Genomic DNA, 16,833 nt, shown 5'->3' on the forward strand with positions numbered 1-16,833 from the left:
AGCGAGGGGTTCTTCTACGTGTGGGATAGCATTTCGGAAACGCCATCGCTAGAAATGACCGAGCTCTGATGCTCGCTCTCGTCGGATCGGCGGCCGGCTATCAGCGCTTGGATCGCGCGAGCGACGCCGTCCTCCTCGTTCGAGAGGCAGATCTCATCAGCCGCCGCGCTCACCTCCTGCTCGGCGTTGCCCATCGCGAAACCGATGCCCGCCGCGCGCACCATCGAGATGTCATTGATGTTGTCACCGAAGGCGACGGAGTCCGCCACCGGGATTCCCAGATGGCCGCACAGCCAGAGAAGCGCAGCGCCCTTGGTGGCGCCGGCGTCTGAGACCTCGATGTTGGTCGGGTAGGAGCGCACGCAGGAGACGCTCGGGTCACTGAGGATGTTCGGCAGCAGGTAATCGCGGTCGTTCGCGTCGTGCCAGTACATCGCGATTCGTTCGATCTGATCGAGTGAATCGATGAAGGCGGGCACCTCTCCGTCGAAGGGCGTGCGCGACTCGCGCATGGATTGCAGGGTGTAGGGATCGCTGATGAAGACATCGAGGCGCTCGTAGTTTCTGCGCTCGGTGTAGCACGCTCCATCGGCGAAGATATCGAACGTCACGTCCCGGTCCGCTCTGAGTTCGAGCAGCGCGAGCGCGCGATCGCGCCCGAGGCATATTCGGCGCAGAAGCCGCCTTTCGACCGTATCATAGATGCTCGCGCCGTTCGCCGATATGATATGGCTCGCCGCGGGGTGCTCGATGAGCCGGGTGTCTATCCGCGTTGCCGCGCGTCCCGTGCAGGGCACGAATCTGTGGCCGGCGCGCGCGAGAGCATCGAGGGCAGAGAACGTGCGCTCGGTGATGGTTTTTTCCGCAGTGAGAAGCGTTCCATCCAGATCAGAGAAAACGATCATAGCCAGGCTTCCTTCGTTTCGCGTCGGGCAAACAGCGCGCATCATGCGCTGTGCCCCTCCTACAGACGGTGCATGAGCGTAAAGACATCCTCGCGCTGGACGCTGATCTCGACGCCGATCTCGCCGGAGAGCGCGGACAACTTGCTCTGAAGCTCCGTGAAGCCCAACGGGGATGCGCCTATATCCGCGATCATCGTCATCGTGAAGATCTCGCCGATGATGCTCTGGGTGATGTCTCGGATGTCGACATCGGCTTCGCCCAGCACGCCGGACACGCCCGCGACGATGCCCGGGCGGTTCTTGCCGAGGACCGCGATAACGATGCGCTGGGCCGTGCTCTGTGACATGGTTCCTCTTTCGATCGAGTGGAGCGCGCGTCGATGCTGATCGGTTCTGCCGCGTGCGGAACCTCTATTGTAGCCGCTCGATCAGACCTCAGATGTCACAACTCATCAGAAGCGCCTCGCGCATCGACTCGCAAGGGCTGATCGCCCTCATGCCGGGGCCGGGGTCTCAGGGCCACTTCTCCTCCTCTTCGTCGGCATCTCCCTTCCGCTTTGTTCGCAGGGTCGCGGTATCGACTCGAAGGGGCGAGGTTTTACGGTATTCAGCGGATCGCGCAACGCTGAGTGCGAGACGCGTTGCGCTGACGTTGCAATTCGAGGTGCTCATCAAGGCGTGGTGGTCGTTGTGTGGGGCGATGTCGCGGCTTGCGTCATGTGCTAGAATATCACAGCTGTATAATCTTGGTCGGAAACCAAGATGCCTTATGCTCTGGTCGGAAACCAGAGCACGATCACAAGGAGCCCTTGTATGAAACCAGGAATTCATCCCGAGTATGTCGAGTGCACGGTGCGATGCTCTTGCGGCAACACATTCAAGACGCGCGCCACCGTCCCCGAGATGCACGTCGAGCTGTGCAACGCGTGCCATCCGTTCTATACCGGTCAGCAGAAGTTCGTTGACACCGGCGGACGCGTCCAGCGCTTCTCGGACAAGTTCGGCGGCGCCGCCCAGGCCGCGATCGAGCGCGAGGCCGCGAAGAAGGCTGAGCGCGAGGCCAAGGCCGCTGAGCTAGAGGCCGCGCGCAGGGCCGAGCGCGAGAAGAAGGCCGCTGAGAAGGCGAAGCGCGCCGAGAGGTTCGCTGCCGAGGCCGCCAAGAAGGCTGAGACCGAGGCGGCACAGGCTGCCGCGAAGGCCGCAAAGGCCGCCGAGGAGGACGCGCCGAGCGCGGACGCCGAGCAGCCCGCCGCGCAAGAGGCTGCATCCGCGTCCTCCGAGGCGCCTGCCGCGCAGGAGAGCGCCGCGACCGAGTAGCGCTCCGTTCTCGAGATATGCGCCCGAAGCGCCCCGCAGCGAAGATGCGGGGCGCTTTTTTCATGCGCCCGCTAGACGATGCCTCCGGTGCCCAAGATCTCGATGTCGCGTACATCGTCGAAATCGATGACGGTCTTCACCAGCTGCAGACGGCGTCGATCGCGATCGATGCCGCCTGCGCAACCGGTGCGCGTCAGATAGGCGTCGCCTGCGTAATAGGTGACGCGCATCATGTCGCCCGGCCGCAGATCCGCGATGGTCTGCGAGAGCGCGACCGCCTCGTCCTCGGTGAGCTCGTGTCTGGGCTCGATGATCCGCTCCGTGTCGCGGATGAGATCGTAGTAGCCCTGAAGCGCTGCGAAGGGTGCGAACTGTGCGGCTCGCGGAGCCCGCGGTCTGCCGCTTGCGCACCTCCTCGGCGCGGCGAGAGGGCTGCGCGGCTTCCATCCGGCATCGCTCGGCGCGGCTCCGCCGTCCCCCGGTTGCTCTCGCCGCGTCGCGGATGACTCGACGAATTCGAAGTCGAGCGCGCCCCATCCGGTCTCCGGCGACACCCCGTCAGGCATGGTGGCCCCCGATCTGCTCGTTGCGCTCGCGTCCGGTCGCCTTCTTTGCGAAGTTCGCGCCCGTCAGCAGGGAGTTCTTGCCGAATCGATGCTTGACGGCGATGACGGCGCGCAGCAGATCGCGTTCGCGCTCCTCGGCCCCTGTATCGCAGAACAGGTCGCTTGCGGCGAGCTCCTCGGGCAGCAGGTTGCCGAAGCCGATGCTGATGCGTCTGATGTCTCGCGCGGGATCGACCGCCTCCTCGAACAGCTCATCGAAATAGCCGAGGAGCTTGCGGCGCGAATTCGTGCGCACGGGGATCTTGCGCGATTTCCCACCGTGTTCGGCGGCCGGGCGGCCGCCGATGCGCTTCGGTCCGTGCTCGCCGATGAAGCGGGCTCCGCTCAGCCGAGCGCGACGCGCATAGCCCACGTGAAGCGATAGGTGATCGGCGACCTCTCCTCGCTCGACAAGATCGAGCACCGAGAGCTCGACCATCTCATGGAGCACGTTGCGGGCCTCGTCGCAGGTGTAGTTCTCAGGTAGGACCTGTCCGTTCACCATCGAGGTGGCCGCCGGCCGGTAGCGCCGTATGTCGGCGATGGTGCATCTCTCTCGGCCGAAAGCGTGGTCGATGAGGTACTCGGCCGTGACGCCGAACTCGCGGTAGAGCACGCCCGGATCGAGCGCTGCTACGCCCATGAGGTCGCGCACGCCGTATCGGGCGAGCCTCCGCGCGGTGCCGCCGCCGATCCCCCAGATATCGGTGATGGGGCGATGAGGCCAGATTATGCGGCGAAACGCCTCCTCGTCCAGGCAGCCGATGTTGTCCGCTACGTGCTTGGCCGTGATATCGAGTGCGACCTTTGCCAGAAAGAGGTTGGGGCCGATGCCCACAGTGGCGCAGATGCCGGTGCGGCCTCTCACGGCGGCCATGAGCCTGCGAGCCAGCTCGCGCGCCGATGTGCGATACAGCCTGAGGTAGGGGGCCACGTCGATGAAGCACTCATCCACCGAGTACACGTGGACGTCCTGCGGGCTGACGTACTCCAGGTATATACCGTATATCTGCGCGGACACCTCCATGTAGTGGCGCATGTTCGGACGGGCTGTGCGGTACTCGACATCTGCGGGTATCTCGAACAGACGGCAGCGGTTGCGCACGCCGAGCGCTTTCATCGCCGGGGTGATGGCCAGACAGATGGTGGAGCGTCCGCGCGAGGGATCCGCGACGACGAGGTTGGTCTTGAAGGGGTCGAACCCGCGGTCGACGCATTCGACGGAGGCGTAGAACGATTTGAGATCGATGCACAGATACAGATGCTCGGGTTCTCGGTCGCTCGCCGTCGCGTCCTCGCGTCCGTCGGGCTCATGTGCTGTCATCCGACCACCTCGATCACTCGCCATATAACAGAACATATGTTCGATCATAGGAGACGCCGAGCTTTTTGTCAAACATGCGAAAGGCATCGAGAAAGCAGGGCGTCAGGCGATGATGGCCGCCCGGATGCGTCGGACCGCTACAATAAGCGGACATCGCGGCACGGGTGCTCGACACCCGCGTCGAAGGAAAAAAAGGAGCATCATGACAGACAGACGCACCTCCGAACCGGGTGGGCGCTCGGTGAGAGATCGAGGCGTCTCACCGCGCTCAGGTGGCCCCATGCGGTCGAACGCGTGGCTTGTCGTGGCCGTGGCGAGTCTGGCGGTTTTTGCGCTGCTGCTCCTCGATGTGCTTCAAGGAGATGTCATTCGCATCGATTCGGGAGCCTACCGGTTGTTCGTTCAGGCGATCCGCTCGGATGCGCTCACGGTCGTCATGAGGAGCTTCTCGGCGCTCTCGGAGCCAGTCGTGCTCGCGGTCATGCTGCTCGTGCTCGCCGCATTCGCGCCCGGCAGACGGCCGGGGTGGTGCTGTGCGGTGAACCTGGCGCTTGTAGGCGTGCTGAACCATGTGATCAAGGTGCTCGTCTGCCGGGCGCGTCCAGAGGGGTTTCGGCTCGCCGTCGAGTCGGGTTTCAGCTTCCCATCGGCTCACTCGATGGTGGCCATGGCGTTTTTCGGTCTCATCATCTGGCTGATCTGGCACTACCAGCGCGACCGCATCTTGCGCTGGCTCCTCTGCGCCGGATTCTGCCTTGTCATCGTGATGATCGGCGTCAGTCGCATCTATCTCGGAGTCCATTTCGCCACGGATGTCCTGGGTGGTTTCTTCCTTTCTCTTGCTTGGCTGGCTCTATACACGCGCTTCGCGGTGCCTGTCTTCCTTGGGGATGCGCCCATGCCGGCGGCCAGATAGAAACGCAAGGCAGATTATTTTTTTGTCCAGCTGATCCGAGATCCGACGACAACGCGATTGTTCCGATCAGCGCCGAGGAAGCAGTGTGAATCTGCGATACTATATATCGTATAAGGTCATCTGCGCGGCTCACGCATGGTCGCATCGTGTCCGAAGCCGCGTCCTCATGCCTAGGAGGCTGTCATGTCACATGTTCCCGCTCCGGTCGATGCCACCCGAACCTCCGCTTGGAAGGCGCTCCGCAGACACCACGACGAGCTGGTCGAGCAGGGGATCGATCTTCGCGCGTGGTTCGCAGCCGACCCCGATCGCGCCTCATCGCTCAGCTATGAGGCGGGAGGGCTGCACTTCGACCTCTCGAAGAACATCGTCACCGCCGAGACGCTTGATCTGCTGGTCGATCTCGCCCGTCAGGTCGGCGTCGAGGAGCGCAGGGACGCGATGTATCGCGGCGAGCACATCAACACCACAGAGGATCGCGCCGTGCTTCACACCGCTTTGCGCCGTCCTAAAGAGCAGACCGGCGAGCTCATCGTAGACGGTCAGGACGTGGTCGCAGACGTGCACGAGGTGCTTGATCGCATGTACGCCTTCGCCGAGCGCGTGCGCTCCGGTGAATGGAAAGGGGTCAGCGGCTGCCGCATCGAGCACTTGGTGAGCATCGGCATCGGCGGGTCCGATCTCGGTCCCGTCATGGCGTATGAGGCCATGAGGCCCTTCGCCGATGCGGGCATAGACTGTCGCTATATCTCAAACATCGATCCCAATGATATGGCGGCAAAGGTGGCGGGGCTCGATCCGCAGACCACGCTCGTGATCATCGTCTCGAAGACATTCACCACGCTGGAGACCCTCACGAACGCACGTGAGGTCAAGGAATGGATGCTCACCGAGCTTCAGAGGAGCGGCGCCATCGACGGCACGGCCGCGAGCCGAGCCGATGCCATCCGCGCGCACTTCGTGGCCGTCTCCACGGCACTCGATCACGTCGAGGAGTTCGGCATCGATCCGAAGAACGCCTTCGGCTTCTGGAGATGGGTGGGAGGCCGCTACTCGGTTGACTCCGCGGTGGGGCTGTCGCTCATCATCGTGTTCGGCCCGGATCGCTTCAAGAGCTTTCTCGCGGGCTTTCACGAGATGGACGAGTACTTTCAGCAGACGCCGCTCGAGCGCAACGTCATCGCTCTCATGGGATTGCTCAACGTATGGTATGTCAACTTCTTTCACACGCAGAGCCATGCCGTGCTGCCGTACTGCCAGTACTTGCACCGCTTTCCGGCCTATCTGCAACAGCTCACCATGGAGTCGAACGGCAAATCTGTTCGCTGGGATGGCGAGGTCGTCACATCGGCGACCGGCGAGGTCTTCTGGGGCGAGCCGGGCACGAATGGCCAGCATGCCTTCTACCAGTTGCTCCATCAGGGAACGGTCATCGTCCCGGCTGATTTCATCGCCTTCGCGAATACGGCGAACCCGGCGGTGGACGCTGGTCAAGATGTGCACGAGCTGCTCCTCGGCAACTTTTTGGCGCAGACCAAGGCGCTTGCATTCGGCAAGACCGCCGAAGAGGTGCGCGCCGAGGGCACTCCGGAGCAGATCGTGCCCGCGAGGATCTTCACGGGCAATCGACCGACCACCTCGATCATGGCAGATGAGCTCACGCCATTCGCACTTGGTGAACTCATCGCGCTCTATGAGCACATCACGTTCGTGCAGGGCACGATATGGGGTATCGACTCGTTCGATCAGTGGGGCGTTGAACTGGGCAAGCAGCTCGCGAAGGAGATCACGCCGGCTTTCCACGACGACGACGCCCTCAGACGTCAAGATGCCTCGACCCAGGCGCTCATCCGTTTCTACCGTGATCATCGCAGATGATTGCATTTGTTATGAGAGGTTATGCGCCCCCATCCGATGGAAGGAAGACCGCGTGCTGAACGCAAGTCTTGTATCGTTTCCCTTCAAGGCCGTCATCTTCGATATGGACGGCGTCATCGTTGACACGGAGGCGTTCTATCTGACAGAGCAACGCGCCTTCTTGAACGATATCGGAGCCGAGGTGTCTGATGAGGAGCTCAACGCCCTCGTAGGTACGTCTCACCAGGAGTTTCAGCGCACGCTTGTCAGATGGTGGGAACTCGCCGGCGCGGGCAGACTCAGCATCGAGTCGGCGCAGGCGAGATATCATGAATGGGCCCGGGGCCGCGTCTGCGACTATCGAGGGCTTCTGAATCCCGGCGTGCACAAGACGCTCGCCGCGCTCAAGCGGCGCGGTATCAGGGTGGCGCTCGCGTCCTCATCACCCCTTGACAACATTCAAGAGGTGCTTGCCGCATGTGATCTGACGGGTGCGTTCGAAGTGACGGTGAGCGGCGAGCAGTTCAAAGAGAGCAAGCCCGACCCGGAGATATATCGGCACACCGTGGCCGCACTCGCGCTCCCGGTCGATCAGTGCTGCTGCATCGAGGATTCCGCAGTCGGCATCACCGCGGGCAAGCGCGCGGGGCTGACCGTGTTTGCCAAGCGCGAGGAGCGCTTCGGCTTCTCTCAGGCTGAGGCGGACGCGATCATCGATCAGGTGTCTGATATCTTGAGCATCGGCTGATGAGCGTAGGCACAGCAATGCTATGTGCGATGGCAGTACGAAAATCGCTCGTCGTAACTTGGCGGTGATTGCCATGCCCGCATGTGTCTTGGTGAAACAGTCCATAACGCCACAAAATAGGTTACCGCAGCTCAAGAAAGCATCTCTTAAGGTATCATATTGTCTATGAGGGAGAACGAATCTAAGCGCTAGGAACGAAGTCGATGGCAACAAAGATCAGCAGTGACGCCTCCATCTCTCTGTATCAGCAGGTAATGGTGGAACTAAAAAAAGAAATAGAGATCGGGACCTATGAGCCTGGTTCTCAGATACCGACTGAAGCAGAGCTTACTAGGATCTATTCTGTAGGTCGCGTTACGGTTCGCCGTGCTGTGGACGAATTGGTTTGTCAAGGATATTTGACAAAGCAGCAGGGGCGAGGTACGTTCGTAAATGCTGGGAAAATGACTCGGAAAGTACATCAAAAAGATGACATACAGAGCTTCAGCTGTGTATGTCGGGCAAACGGCATGAAGGCGGGCGGCAGGCTGATATCTCGAAAAGTGATCTCAGCAGACAATGAACTCGCGAACCTATTGAGCACCGCCAAGGGTGATGAACTCGTTCTCGTCGAACGTGTGCGGACTGCAGATGGCATTCCGGTGATGCTTGAAAACGATTACTTTATACGGAGTGAGTTTTCGTTTCTGGAGCGCGAAAAGCTGAATGGCGCATCGATTTTTGAACTCGTGTCTGATAGAACGGGAAGGACACCGCAAGGTTCAGATCCCTGTACGTTGGAAGTTGTTCGAGCAAATGCAGAGGTGGCGAAGCATCTTTCAATTCCAGCAGGCGAACCGATGTTTTTCATGAACGTTCGCTTTCTTGATGCGAAGGGCCTCCCATTGTTCGTGGGACATCAGTATATCGTCGGTTCCAGATATATTTTTGATATCTGATTGCCTGCACCTTATTCAGGCAATAGAGATCCTGTTGCAAAATTTGCATCTAGCTTTATTTACCGTTCGTCGGCCTGCTCCTGCCGCTCGCATAATCAGTCACATGTCTGAATGCGAAATGCTTGACGGGGAAAAAATCAGCTGTTAAATAATAGGATGTTCTAGAACATTTGCATTATAGCTTTAGGAGGGCGATTGGTGTCGTCCTGCATTTCCATGCGTTCGGAGGTTAGTATGTCCGGATCCAAGAAGAACAAGATGAAAAAACGACTTCGTTTTAGACTGCCTCATGTCTATACCATCGCCTTTCTGCTCATCGTTTTTTTCGCAGCGCTCACTTGGGTTGTTCCTTCGGGTCAGTTTGATAGAAAGATGATCAGCACCGCTGCAGGGGAGCGAGAGGTGGCTGTCGCAGGCACCTACCATGAGGTTGACAAACTAGAAACAGATGCGAGTTCCGGCGAGACGGTGGATTACCGACAAGGTGTGCCAGCAATTCTGCAGGCTCCGACGAAGGGAATTCAGGCGGCTGCCGATGTTGTTGCGTTCGTGTTGCTCATCGGTGGTTCATTTGCCGTGATAGCAAAAACAAACGCACTCAATGCAGGGATGAGCCGCGTTGTGAAAAAGCTCAAGAACAGAGACGTGCTCATCGTTCCGATTATGATGACACTGTTTTCCATCTGCGGAACCACCTTTGGCATGTCTGAGGAAGCCCTACCGTTCTATGCGGTTTTCATCCCCGTCATGATGGGTCTCGGCTACGATTCGATGACGGCATTCATCATTTGCTTTCTTGCTCCGAACATCGGTTACGCAGCTTCGACAATCGATCCGTTCAACGTTTTGATTTCACAGGGCATCATCGGGATAGAGGGCAATCCCCAGCTTTGGTTGCGCTTCATCGCATGGCTGGTGATGACCGGTGCCGGAATCGCCTGGGCAATGCGCTATGCACATCGTGTGAAAGCAGCACCTGCTACATCGATCACCTACGAAGATGACAAGGACAAGCGCGTTGAGTTCGCTGTCAGCGATTCCTCCATCGAGCAGGAGTTCACACTTCGCCAAAAGCTCGTTGTGATCGAATTCGTCATGGGCATGGGTGTCATCGTTTGGGGTCTGGTGACACAGGGCTGGTACATGGATCAGATTTCGATGGTGTTTACCGGTATGGGGCTTTTTGCCGGCGTTCTCGGCGGACTTGACCAAGAGACGATCGCGGATGAGTTCGTCAAAGGCATTTCGGATTTCGCCTACGCCGCCTGCATTATTGGGATCGCACGCGGTATTTTGGTTGTAGCCGAAAGCGGTCTGATCATAGACACCATTCTCAACAGCCTTGCCGGGGTGCTCTCCGGTGCCCCTGCTGCGGTGTACACGACTTTTATGTACATAGTACTCGGCCTGCTTTCATTTTTGGTCCCCTCCAGCTCGGGGCTGGCAGCGCTGACGATGCCCGTCATGGGACCCTTGACAGAACTCGTGGGTCTGAATCCGGAGTCCGCTGTCACCGCGCTGCAGTTCGCCAATCAGACGATCAACACTATCAGTCCGGTCGCCGGCATGACGGTAGCGGGGTTGGCCGTCTGCAGGATCTCCTTCGCTCAGTGGTGGAAAACCATATGGAAATTTTTCCTGTTCATGGTGGCGACCGGGATCGTTCTGACGGCCGTCTCTGGCGTATTGCCGAATTAGGAGGAGTTTTATGAGAAAACGGAAGCTCGTCTTATTGTCACGATGCGTTTTCACCGGAACTCAGGAGCAACCGTTCAACGGGTTCGTTTCACTATGCGGCAACCTGATCGAAGCAGTCGGACCGGCAGCCGAGGCACCGTCGTTCATTGCAGCGGCCGATGAAACCCGCGATCTCGGGAACTGCACGCTCATGCCCGGCCTGATTGACGTCCACACATTCTTTTCCGGTTGGTTGCTACGCAGGCTTGGCGCAGATTGCGCACCAGCGACCGATGCTGAACAAATCATTCAATCGTTGAAATGCTGGGCGGCAGATCATGAGCGATCCATGGCAGCCATCGGTCATGATCTTCCAAATGATCTGTTGCAAGGGGACGGGAGAACAACACTAGAGACAGCTCTTGAAGAGGGTTTCGGCGATAAGCCGGCAGTTGTCTTCGCATCAAACGGCACGACATGCGCTATGAATGCTGCGGCTGTCTCACGCTACGGCTTCTCGCCGGAATGCTGTTACTCAGAAAAGCTATGGCGTCTGATCGCTGAGTGCCTCGCGCTGCCGGAGGCTGGATCAGTGTATTCGAAATACATGCGAATGCTGAATGCTCGAGGAGTCACCTCGATCAAGGAGATGTCGTTTGATGACTATTACGGCTTTGCAACCGAAATGAAAAAAAAGGAGGACGATGACGATCTCTCAATACGCGTATCGATGATGAGCCAGCCGGTGGGGCGCGGGTTGGATCTTGCATATGCACGAGACGCTCAGCAGAGATTCAGTGGGTCGTTTGTCCGATTTTCAGGTTTCAATCGTATGATCGACCGCGGCGTAGCTGCTGGTCTCGCAGAGATGATACAGCCTTATGAAAAGAGCGCGGTCGCGGGGGCGGCTGGCCGAACCGTTATCGAAAATCCGGATTGGCCGCTTATCGAACAGGAGGTTCGAGCTGGCGACGCTGAGGGATTTCGCTTTTCACTTCACTGCCAAGGGGACGGCGCCGTGCGTCATACGGTCGGTCTGCTTGATTCGCTGACGAAAAACAGCGCAGGTCGTCTCAGGTGCCGTCATGCGATCACAGATCTGGAGAACACGGATCCTCGCGACCTTGTCCGGTTCGGGAGAATGGGTGGAATCTGCGAAGTGTATCCGCAGATATTCATGCTCGATCCTCGAGAGGAATGCGTTGCAATGATGCGTCGGCAGATCGGTGAGCAACGCCTGCGGCGCAGCTGGAATCGACGTGCGATGTTTGATAGCGGATGCGTCGTATGTTGTGGAACCGATCTGCCGTTGCTGCTCCCTGATATCGGGGATTCGATTTACTGTGCGTGCGGAGGACGCTTTGCGGACGGACGTTCCTTCAATTCTCAGAACACCTGCTCGATTTCGGAATTGCTCGGAGCATGGACGGCCGGCGGCGCATATGATCTCGAGCGCGAGCATGATATCGGAACGCTCGAGTCCGGAAAGCTCGCCGATATCTGCGTGCTTGATCGGAATCTGTTCGCATTGGATTCTACTGCTGCCAGAGAAGCCCGGATCGTCCTTACGATCTCGGATGGTCGAATCGTATATGAGTCATAGAGAAACGAGGTGCTTGAGATGAGATCAACTTCGAAACCGCACCTGCGGCGCGAGCAGATTGCGGGAATGAACATCCACTACATCATGTGGTCGCTGGATTACTTTTTGAATGCTCAGCAACGCTTGGGCTTCAGATCTTTGGAGCTGTGGTGCGCAGAGCCGCATGTGACACTCGATCATACGGGGTATTTCGAAGCTTCAGATATCGCACGGAAAGCGGAGCAGCGAGGACTTCGCATCAGGACGCTGTGTCCGGAAAATGTTGTCTATCCATGGCAGTATTGTGCGCGAAAGCCACTTCATGAGCAGCGCAGCCTCGCATATTTCAAGCATGGCATCGAGCTCGCCGAGGTCCTCGGTTGCGAGCGGATGTCGATCAATTCTGGCTGGGGGGATTTTGATGAGGACCGACAGGATGCTTGGAAGCGCAGCAGAGAACACCTGTCTATCTTAGCCGCATATGCCGGAGAGCACGGTTTGACCCTTGCTATGGAGAGCTTGAGACCTGAGGAGAGCAATCTCGTCACGACGCTTGCTGATGCGAGGCGCATGATCGATGAGGTGAACAGCCCATTTCTTGAACCGATGGTTGACACGACGGCGATGGGGGTGGCGGGTGAGACTCTTGAGATGTGGTTCTCTGAATTCGGCAACGATGTGATCCATGAGATGCATTTCATTGATGGAGATCCCTACGGTCATCTCGTATGGGGCGACGGAACGCATGATCTGGCGTCTTTCATCCGCATTTTGGGCGAGCACAGCTTCGAGGGCATGCTCGGACAAGAGATTACCGACGCCCGCTATCTCGAAGATCCGGTTGCGGCAGATGAGCGCAACATGAAGGCGTTAGAAACCTTCTTCAGCGAATAGACAGATATCAGAGAACGTGAGGGAGTGATTCAGTATGAATGCACACGAGATCATCGCGGACGTGCTTCGGAGAAAGACCAAGGTGGACAACATCTGGTGGGTTGCTTGTGGTGGGTCTCTTATTGATCTTATGCCGGCGAACTCGCTGCTTCAACGGGAGGGGACGACACTGTCTTCTCATGCCTGCACTGCGCGCGAATTCACCATTATGATTCCGAAAAAACTCGGTGCCCACTCGCTCGTTATCGCTTGCAGTCACAGCGGCAACACTCCTGAGGTTGTCGGCGCGTGCCGCCTTGCACGAGAAACCGGTGCCTATGTGATCGCGCTGACCGATGCCAAAGGTTCAAAGATCGACACCGGTGAGTGGCCTGTCTGGGTCTATCCATGGGGCGAGGGCGTTCCAGCAGCGGAGGTTCCCGCTGGTATATCTCTATGGCTCGCCGCCGAGCTTCTCGATCAGCAGGAGAGATACGCAGATTTTGGAAACATGACGTCGGGTATCGCCGCGATGGACGAAATCATCCGCAGCGCGCGCGTGCGGGTGCGCAATGGTCTCGCAGATCGCTTTGCATCAATGTGCCGCGATCATGAATTCCTCTATATCGTGGGATCGGGTCCGAACTTTAGCCAGACATATGGCTTCGCTATCTGCTCGCTCATGGAGATGCAGTGGCAGAACTGTTGCTACATCCACTCAGGTGAGTACTTCCACGGACCGCTCGAGGTCACCGAGCCAGGCGTGTTTTACTTTCTTCAGATGGGTTCTTCCGAATTTAGAACGATGGATGAGCGCGCACGTGGCTTTCTCAAGACCCACACGGATTCTCTGATCGTTCTCGACGCGCTTGAATACGGTATGAAAGCGATTCCCGAGAGTGTTCGAGCATATCTCGATCCCGTTTTGTTCTATGCCATGAACTGCGAGATGCGCTCAGCACGCGGAAGGTTGTTCAAGCACGATCCGGACGTGCGGCGTTATATGGGCGTCGAGAGCTATTAGAAGGGATGGCCAGATGGGCTTCAATGTGCAGGCTCTCGGATTCGGTGACAATGTGGTAGACCGCTACGAGCACTTGAAAACGATGTATCCGGGAGGCAACGCAGCGAACTTCGCTGTATATGCGAAGCGATGCGGGGCCGCACGCGCCGCATATATGGGTATTTTCGGTAATGATATCGCCGGCGAGCATGTTATCTCCAGTCTTTGCGCAGAGGGCATCGAGTGCGTGGCATGCAAACAGATGATCGGAGAAAATGGAGCGGCGAGTGTGACAGTTGTTGATGGTGATCGGATCTTTCTCGGATCGAATGAGGGGGGCATACGCGGGGACGCTCGTTTCGTGCTCGACCGTTTCGATTTGGAATACATCAGGCAGTTCGATGTCGTGCACACGGGAAGCTATTGTTTCACCGAACGCGAACTACCGAAGATCAGAAAGGTCGGCGTTCCGGTGAGCTTCGACTTTTCGGATGATTCAGCATCCGATTATATCCGCGATGTCGCCCCTCTAGTGGACTTCGCGTTCCTTTCGCTACCCGAGGATATGCAAGACGATGAGGTGCGAACGCGTTTGGAAGCGCTTCAAGCACTCGGACCACGGTTTGCATCGGCGACGCGCGGTGCTGCCGGCTGCATCGCCTTTGACGGGCGGACCTTCTACACGCAACGGGCAAAATCTGTTTCCGAACTGAAAGATTCCATGGGTGCCGGCGATTCTTTTCTGACGGCGTTCCTAATGAGTTTTCTTGACGCGGAAAAGCGCGGCATTACTCAAAAAGAGGCGATTACTGATGCGCTTGATTCTTCGGCTGCGTTCGCAGCGACAATTTGCGGCATGGAAGGTTCGTGGGGCCATGGGAAGAGCTATGAATAGCTAATTCTCGTGGTCTCGGGCACGGTTCTGGGGCACATCACTGAAAACTGGAGGTAGATATGTCTGTGCATGCATGTGCAGCTGGATTTTGCTGTGCGGATGTTTATGAAAAGCTGGGAATCATCTATCCGACTGGCAATGGAATCGATTGGGGCATCCACCTTCAGCGGATGGGAGTGCCGACCTCAATTGTCTCCGTAGTCGGCGAAGATGTGTACGGCAGACGTATGCGAGAGCAGCTTGATAGGGAGGGCCTTGATACCTCTCATCTGAGAAGTGATGAGGGACAGACCTCGGTGATGCTCATGGATCTCAAAAACGGCATCGATCGGGTCCATCTCGAGGCGATCGATGGCGTCATGGCGACATTTGCCCTTACTGATGAGGATGAGGCGTTCGTACTGACACACGATGTCATTCACACCGATCTGTTTGGGAATTGTCTTTCGCATCTCGCTGAATGGAGCGAGTACCAAAAGACAGTCATCATGGATTTCTCCACGTTCAGCCAAGATCCCGAGTATGAATGCGAGCGCTATATCCCCTTTGTGGATTATGCATTTATGTCGTTTGAGAAGGATACCCCTGATCTGCGCGAATGGCTGCATCATGTTCAATCGCTCGGTCCAAAGGTAGCCACGGCGACGCTGGGCGAGCTGGGTAGCGTCGCTTACGACGGCGACAGGTTTTTCACATGCGGCATAGTTGATGCCCCTGCTGTTGTGAACACGGTGGGAGCTGGTGATTCCTATATCGCGGGATTTACGAATGGTGTCATCGAAGGACTTGATATCAGATCTTGCATGCAAGCAGGCGCATCGCTGTCAGCGCGGGTCGTCAGTGCGTTCGAACCGTATTAAGGAGAGCTCGAATGGTTATCGACATGCATGTTCATCCGCTGCTTTATCAAGAGATCTACCAGTCTGGATCTGGCCCGACAGGTTTTGAAACATGGGAGAGCGAATTCGGTATGGGCCACATGGGCCCCATGGGATTCGATGAGCTTGAAGCGGAAATGAATGCAGGTGATATTTCAAGAAGCGTATTGCTTCCGATCGATCTTACTGCAACGACCGGTTCGGCGCTTGCAACAAACGAGCAGATCGCTCACCTGGTTGAGGCCCATCCGGACAGATTGTGGGGTTTTGCAAGCGTCGATCCCCATCGCGCCGATGCAGCGAACGTGCTGGAACAATCGTTTCTCGAGCTGGGAGCTAAAGGACTCTGCCTGCATCCCGCCAAGCAATGTTTTGATCCGAGTGACCCTGAACTCGAATCACTCTACAAGCTCTGTGAGGAGCACAATAGACCGGTTCTGTTTGAAGCAGGGTTATCTTGGGAGCCCGCCGCTCCTCTGAACAACAGCAATCCGCTCACGTTTGAGCGAGCGATCATGATGCATCCCGATGTTCGATTCTGCCTTGCACACTTTGCCTGGCCTTGGGTTCGCGAGATGGTTGCCCTGATGTTGAAATATCCGAATTGTTATACGGACACCTCCATAACCTATCTTGATGCACCCAAGGAGATGATGCTTCGTCTGTTCACTGTGGATATGGGGCCCCTCTGGTATGAGCGAAGCCTGCTTCATCAGGTGATGTTCGGAAGCAACACGCCGAGGTTCCGTGCTTTCAAGTTAAAGGGCGCATTGGATGCCGTGCCGATGAGCAAGGAGGCGCGCGAAAACCTCTACTGGCGTACAGCGCTGCGGTTTCTGGAAGGGGAGGGGGCCTGAAATGGTGGAGTTCAAGACGTTGAGCTATCTGAGCACCAAGCCGACGCAGTTCATCGATATCACGGGTGACATCCACGATGCGGTAGAGGCCAGCGGGATCGATAAGGGTCTCGTCGCCATCATCTTGGCCCATACTACCTGCGGTATCGTGGTGAACGAGGGCCTGTCATGCGTCGAGCTGGATCTGTCGGCAGCGTTGGACCGGATCGCGCCCGCGGAGGAGATCTATGCGCACGCTCATTTCCTGCCCAGCTATGGGGCGACGGGTAACAACTCGTGCGGTCATATCAAAAGTATGATCACCGGGAACAGCTGCTTGTTTCCGGTGATGGATGGACGCGTGATCTGTGGAAGCGCGCAAAACATATACCTGGCGGAGTTCGATGGACCGCAAAAAAGAAACGTCTTCGTCGAGATTATAGGTGAATGATACGACCAGTCGTCGCCATACATCGTGA

17 protein-coding genes are annotated in these 16,833 nt (G+C 57.5%); 13 read left to right on the plus strand and 4 right to left on the minus strand.

The window, feature by feature from the left end:
* Positions 1 to 14: 14 nt before the first annotated feature.
* Both CORGL_RS03555 and CORGL_RS03560 read right to left on the minus strand, forming a co-directional pair.
* On the minus strand, positions 15 to 905 hold the full coding sequence (locus tag CORGL_RS03555) for a Cof-type HAD-IIB family hydrolase (RefSeq protein WP_083809977.1): 891 nt from the start codon (positions 903 to 905) through the stop codon (positions 15 to 17).
* 59 nt (positions 906 to 964) lie between these two features.
* Positions 965 to 1,252: an ACT domain-containing protein gene (locus CORGL_RS03560; RefSeq protein WP_013708552.1), complete on the minus strand. Its 288-nt coding sequence runs from the start codon at positions 1,250 to 1,252 to the stop codon at positions 965 to 967.
* Between the two features lie 466 nt (positions 1,253 to 1,718).
* Between CORGL_RS03560 and rpmE the strand changes: the two genes are divergently transcribed.
* Complete coding sequence (gene rpmE, locus CORGL_RS03565) at positions 1,719 to 2,222, plus strand: 50S ribosomal protein L31 (RefSeq protein ID WP_013708553.1); 504 nt, start codon at positions 1,719 to 1,721, stop codon at positions 2,220 to 2,222.
* Positions 2,223 to 2,293: 71 nt separating this feature from the next.
* On the opposite strand, the gene CORGL_RS03570 is transcribed toward rpmE, so the two are convergent.
* Positions 2,294 to 2,788, minus strand: coding sequence for a hypothetical protein (locus tag CORGL_RS03570; RefSeq protein WP_013708554.1), 495 nt, complete (start codon positions 2,786 to 2,788; stop codon positions 2,294 to 2,296).
* Entirely contained in the window at positions 2,781 to 4,151 is a 1,371-nt protein-coding gene (locus CORGL_RS03575) for a Y-family DNA polymerase (protein ID WP_013708555.1), read from the minus strand. The genes CORGL_RS03570 and CORGL_RS03575 overlap by 8 nt, the downstream gene beginning before the upstream one ends.
* A 202-nt stretch (positions 4,152 to 4,353) precedes the next feature.
* On the opposite strand from CORGL_RS03575, the gene CORGL_RS03580 reads away from it, so the two are divergent.
* The 12 genes from CORGL_RS03580 (at position 4,354) to CORGL_RS03635 (ending at position 16,805) form a co-directional block, all read left to right on the plus strand.
* Positions 4,354 to 5,067 carry a phosphatase PAP2 family protein gene (locus tag CORGL_RS03580; RefSeq protein ID WP_245526944.1) on the plus strand — a complete coding sequence of 238 codons (714 nt, stop codon included), beginning with the start codon at positions 4,354 to 4,356 and terminating at the stop codon, positions 5,065 to 5,067.
* A 183-nt stretch (positions 5,068 to 5,250) separates the two neighbouring features.
* Positions 5,251 to 6,945 carry a glucose-6-phosphate isomerase gene (pgi, locus tag CORGL_RS03585; RefSeq protein WP_013708557.1) on the plus strand — a complete coding sequence of 565 codons (1,695 nt, stop codon included), beginning with the start codon at positions 5,251 to 5,253 and terminating at the stop codon, positions 6,943 to 6,945.
* Between the two features lie 52 nt (positions 6,946 to 6,997).
* Positions 6,998 to 7,672 carry an HAD family hydrolase gene (locus tag CORGL_RS03590; protein ID WP_013708558.1) on the plus strand — a complete coding sequence of 225 codons (675 nt, stop codon included), beginning with the start codon at positions 6,998 to 7,000 and terminating at the stop codon, positions 7,670 to 7,672.
* 203 nt (positions 7,673 to 7,875) lie between these two features.
* A complete protein-coding gene (locus CORGL_RS03595; RefSeq protein WP_013708559.1) occupies positions 7,876 to 8,610 on the plus strand; it encodes a GntR family transcriptional regulator in 735 nt (244 codons plus the stop codon).
* A 258-nt stretch (positions 8,611 to 8,868) separates the two neighbouring features.
* Entirely contained in the window at positions 8,869 to 10,308 is a 1,440-nt protein-coding gene (locus CORGL_RS03600) for a YfcC family protein (RefSeq protein ID WP_041739100.1), read from the plus strand.
* A 10-nt stretch (positions 10,309 to 10,318) separates the two neighbouring features.
* The gene (locus CORGL_RS03605) at positions 10,319 to 11,890 is read left to right on the plus strand and encodes an amidohydrolase family protein (protein WP_013708561.1); all 1,572 of its coding nucleotides are present in this window, start codon (positions 10,319 to 10,321) and stop codon (positions 11,888 to 11,890) included.
* Between the two features lie 18 nt (positions 11,891 to 11,908).
* On the plus strand, positions 11,909 to 12,763 hold the full coding sequence (locus tag CORGL_RS03610) for a sugar phosphate isomerase/epimerase family protein (RefSeq protein WP_013708562.1): 855 nt from the start codon (positions 11,909 to 11,911) through the stop codon (positions 12,761 to 12,763).
* A 34-nt stretch (positions 12,764 to 12,797) separates the two neighbouring features.
* Complete coding sequence (locus tag CORGL_RS03615; protein WP_013708563.1) at positions 12,798 to 13,766, plus strand: SIS domain-containing protein; 969 nt, start codon at positions 12,798 to 12,800, stop codon at positions 13,764 to 13,766.
* A gap of 82 nt (positions 13,767 to 13,848) precedes the next feature.
* Positions 13,849 to 14,640 (plus strand): PfkB family carbohydrate kinase, encoded by a 792-nt coding sequence (locus CORGL_RS03620; protein WP_245526964.1) that lies wholly within the window; start codon positions 13,849 to 13,851, stop codon positions 14,638 to 14,640.
* 59 nt (positions 14,641 to 14,699) lie between these two features.
* Complete coding sequence (frlD, locus tag CORGL_RS03625) at positions 14,700 to 15,500, plus strand: fructoselysine 6-kinase (protein WP_013708565.1); 801 nt, start codon at positions 14,700 to 14,702, stop codon at positions 15,498 to 15,500.
* Positions 15,501 to 15,511: 11 nt separating this feature from the next.
* Complete coding sequence (locus tag CORGL_RS03630; RefSeq protein ID WP_013708566.1) at positions 15,512 to 16,375, plus strand: amidohydrolase family protein; 864 nt, start codon at positions 15,512 to 15,514, stop codon at positions 16,373 to 16,375.
* A gap of 1 nt (position 16,376) precedes the next feature.
* Positions 16,377 to 16,805, plus strand: coding sequence for a secondary thiamine-phosphate synthase enzyme YjbQ (locus CORGL_RS03635; RefSeq protein WP_013708567.1), 429 nt, complete (start codon positions 16,377 to 16,379; stop codon positions 16,803 to 16,805).
* Positions 16,806 to 16,833 lie beyond the last annotated feature (28 nt).

This window comes from Coriobacterium glomerans PW2 (genome assembly GCF_000195315.1).
In the GTDB taxonomy this organism is placed as follows: domain Bacteria; phylum Actinomycetota; class Coriobacteriia; order Coriobacteriales; family Coriobacteriaceae; genus Coriobacterium; species Coriobacterium glomerans.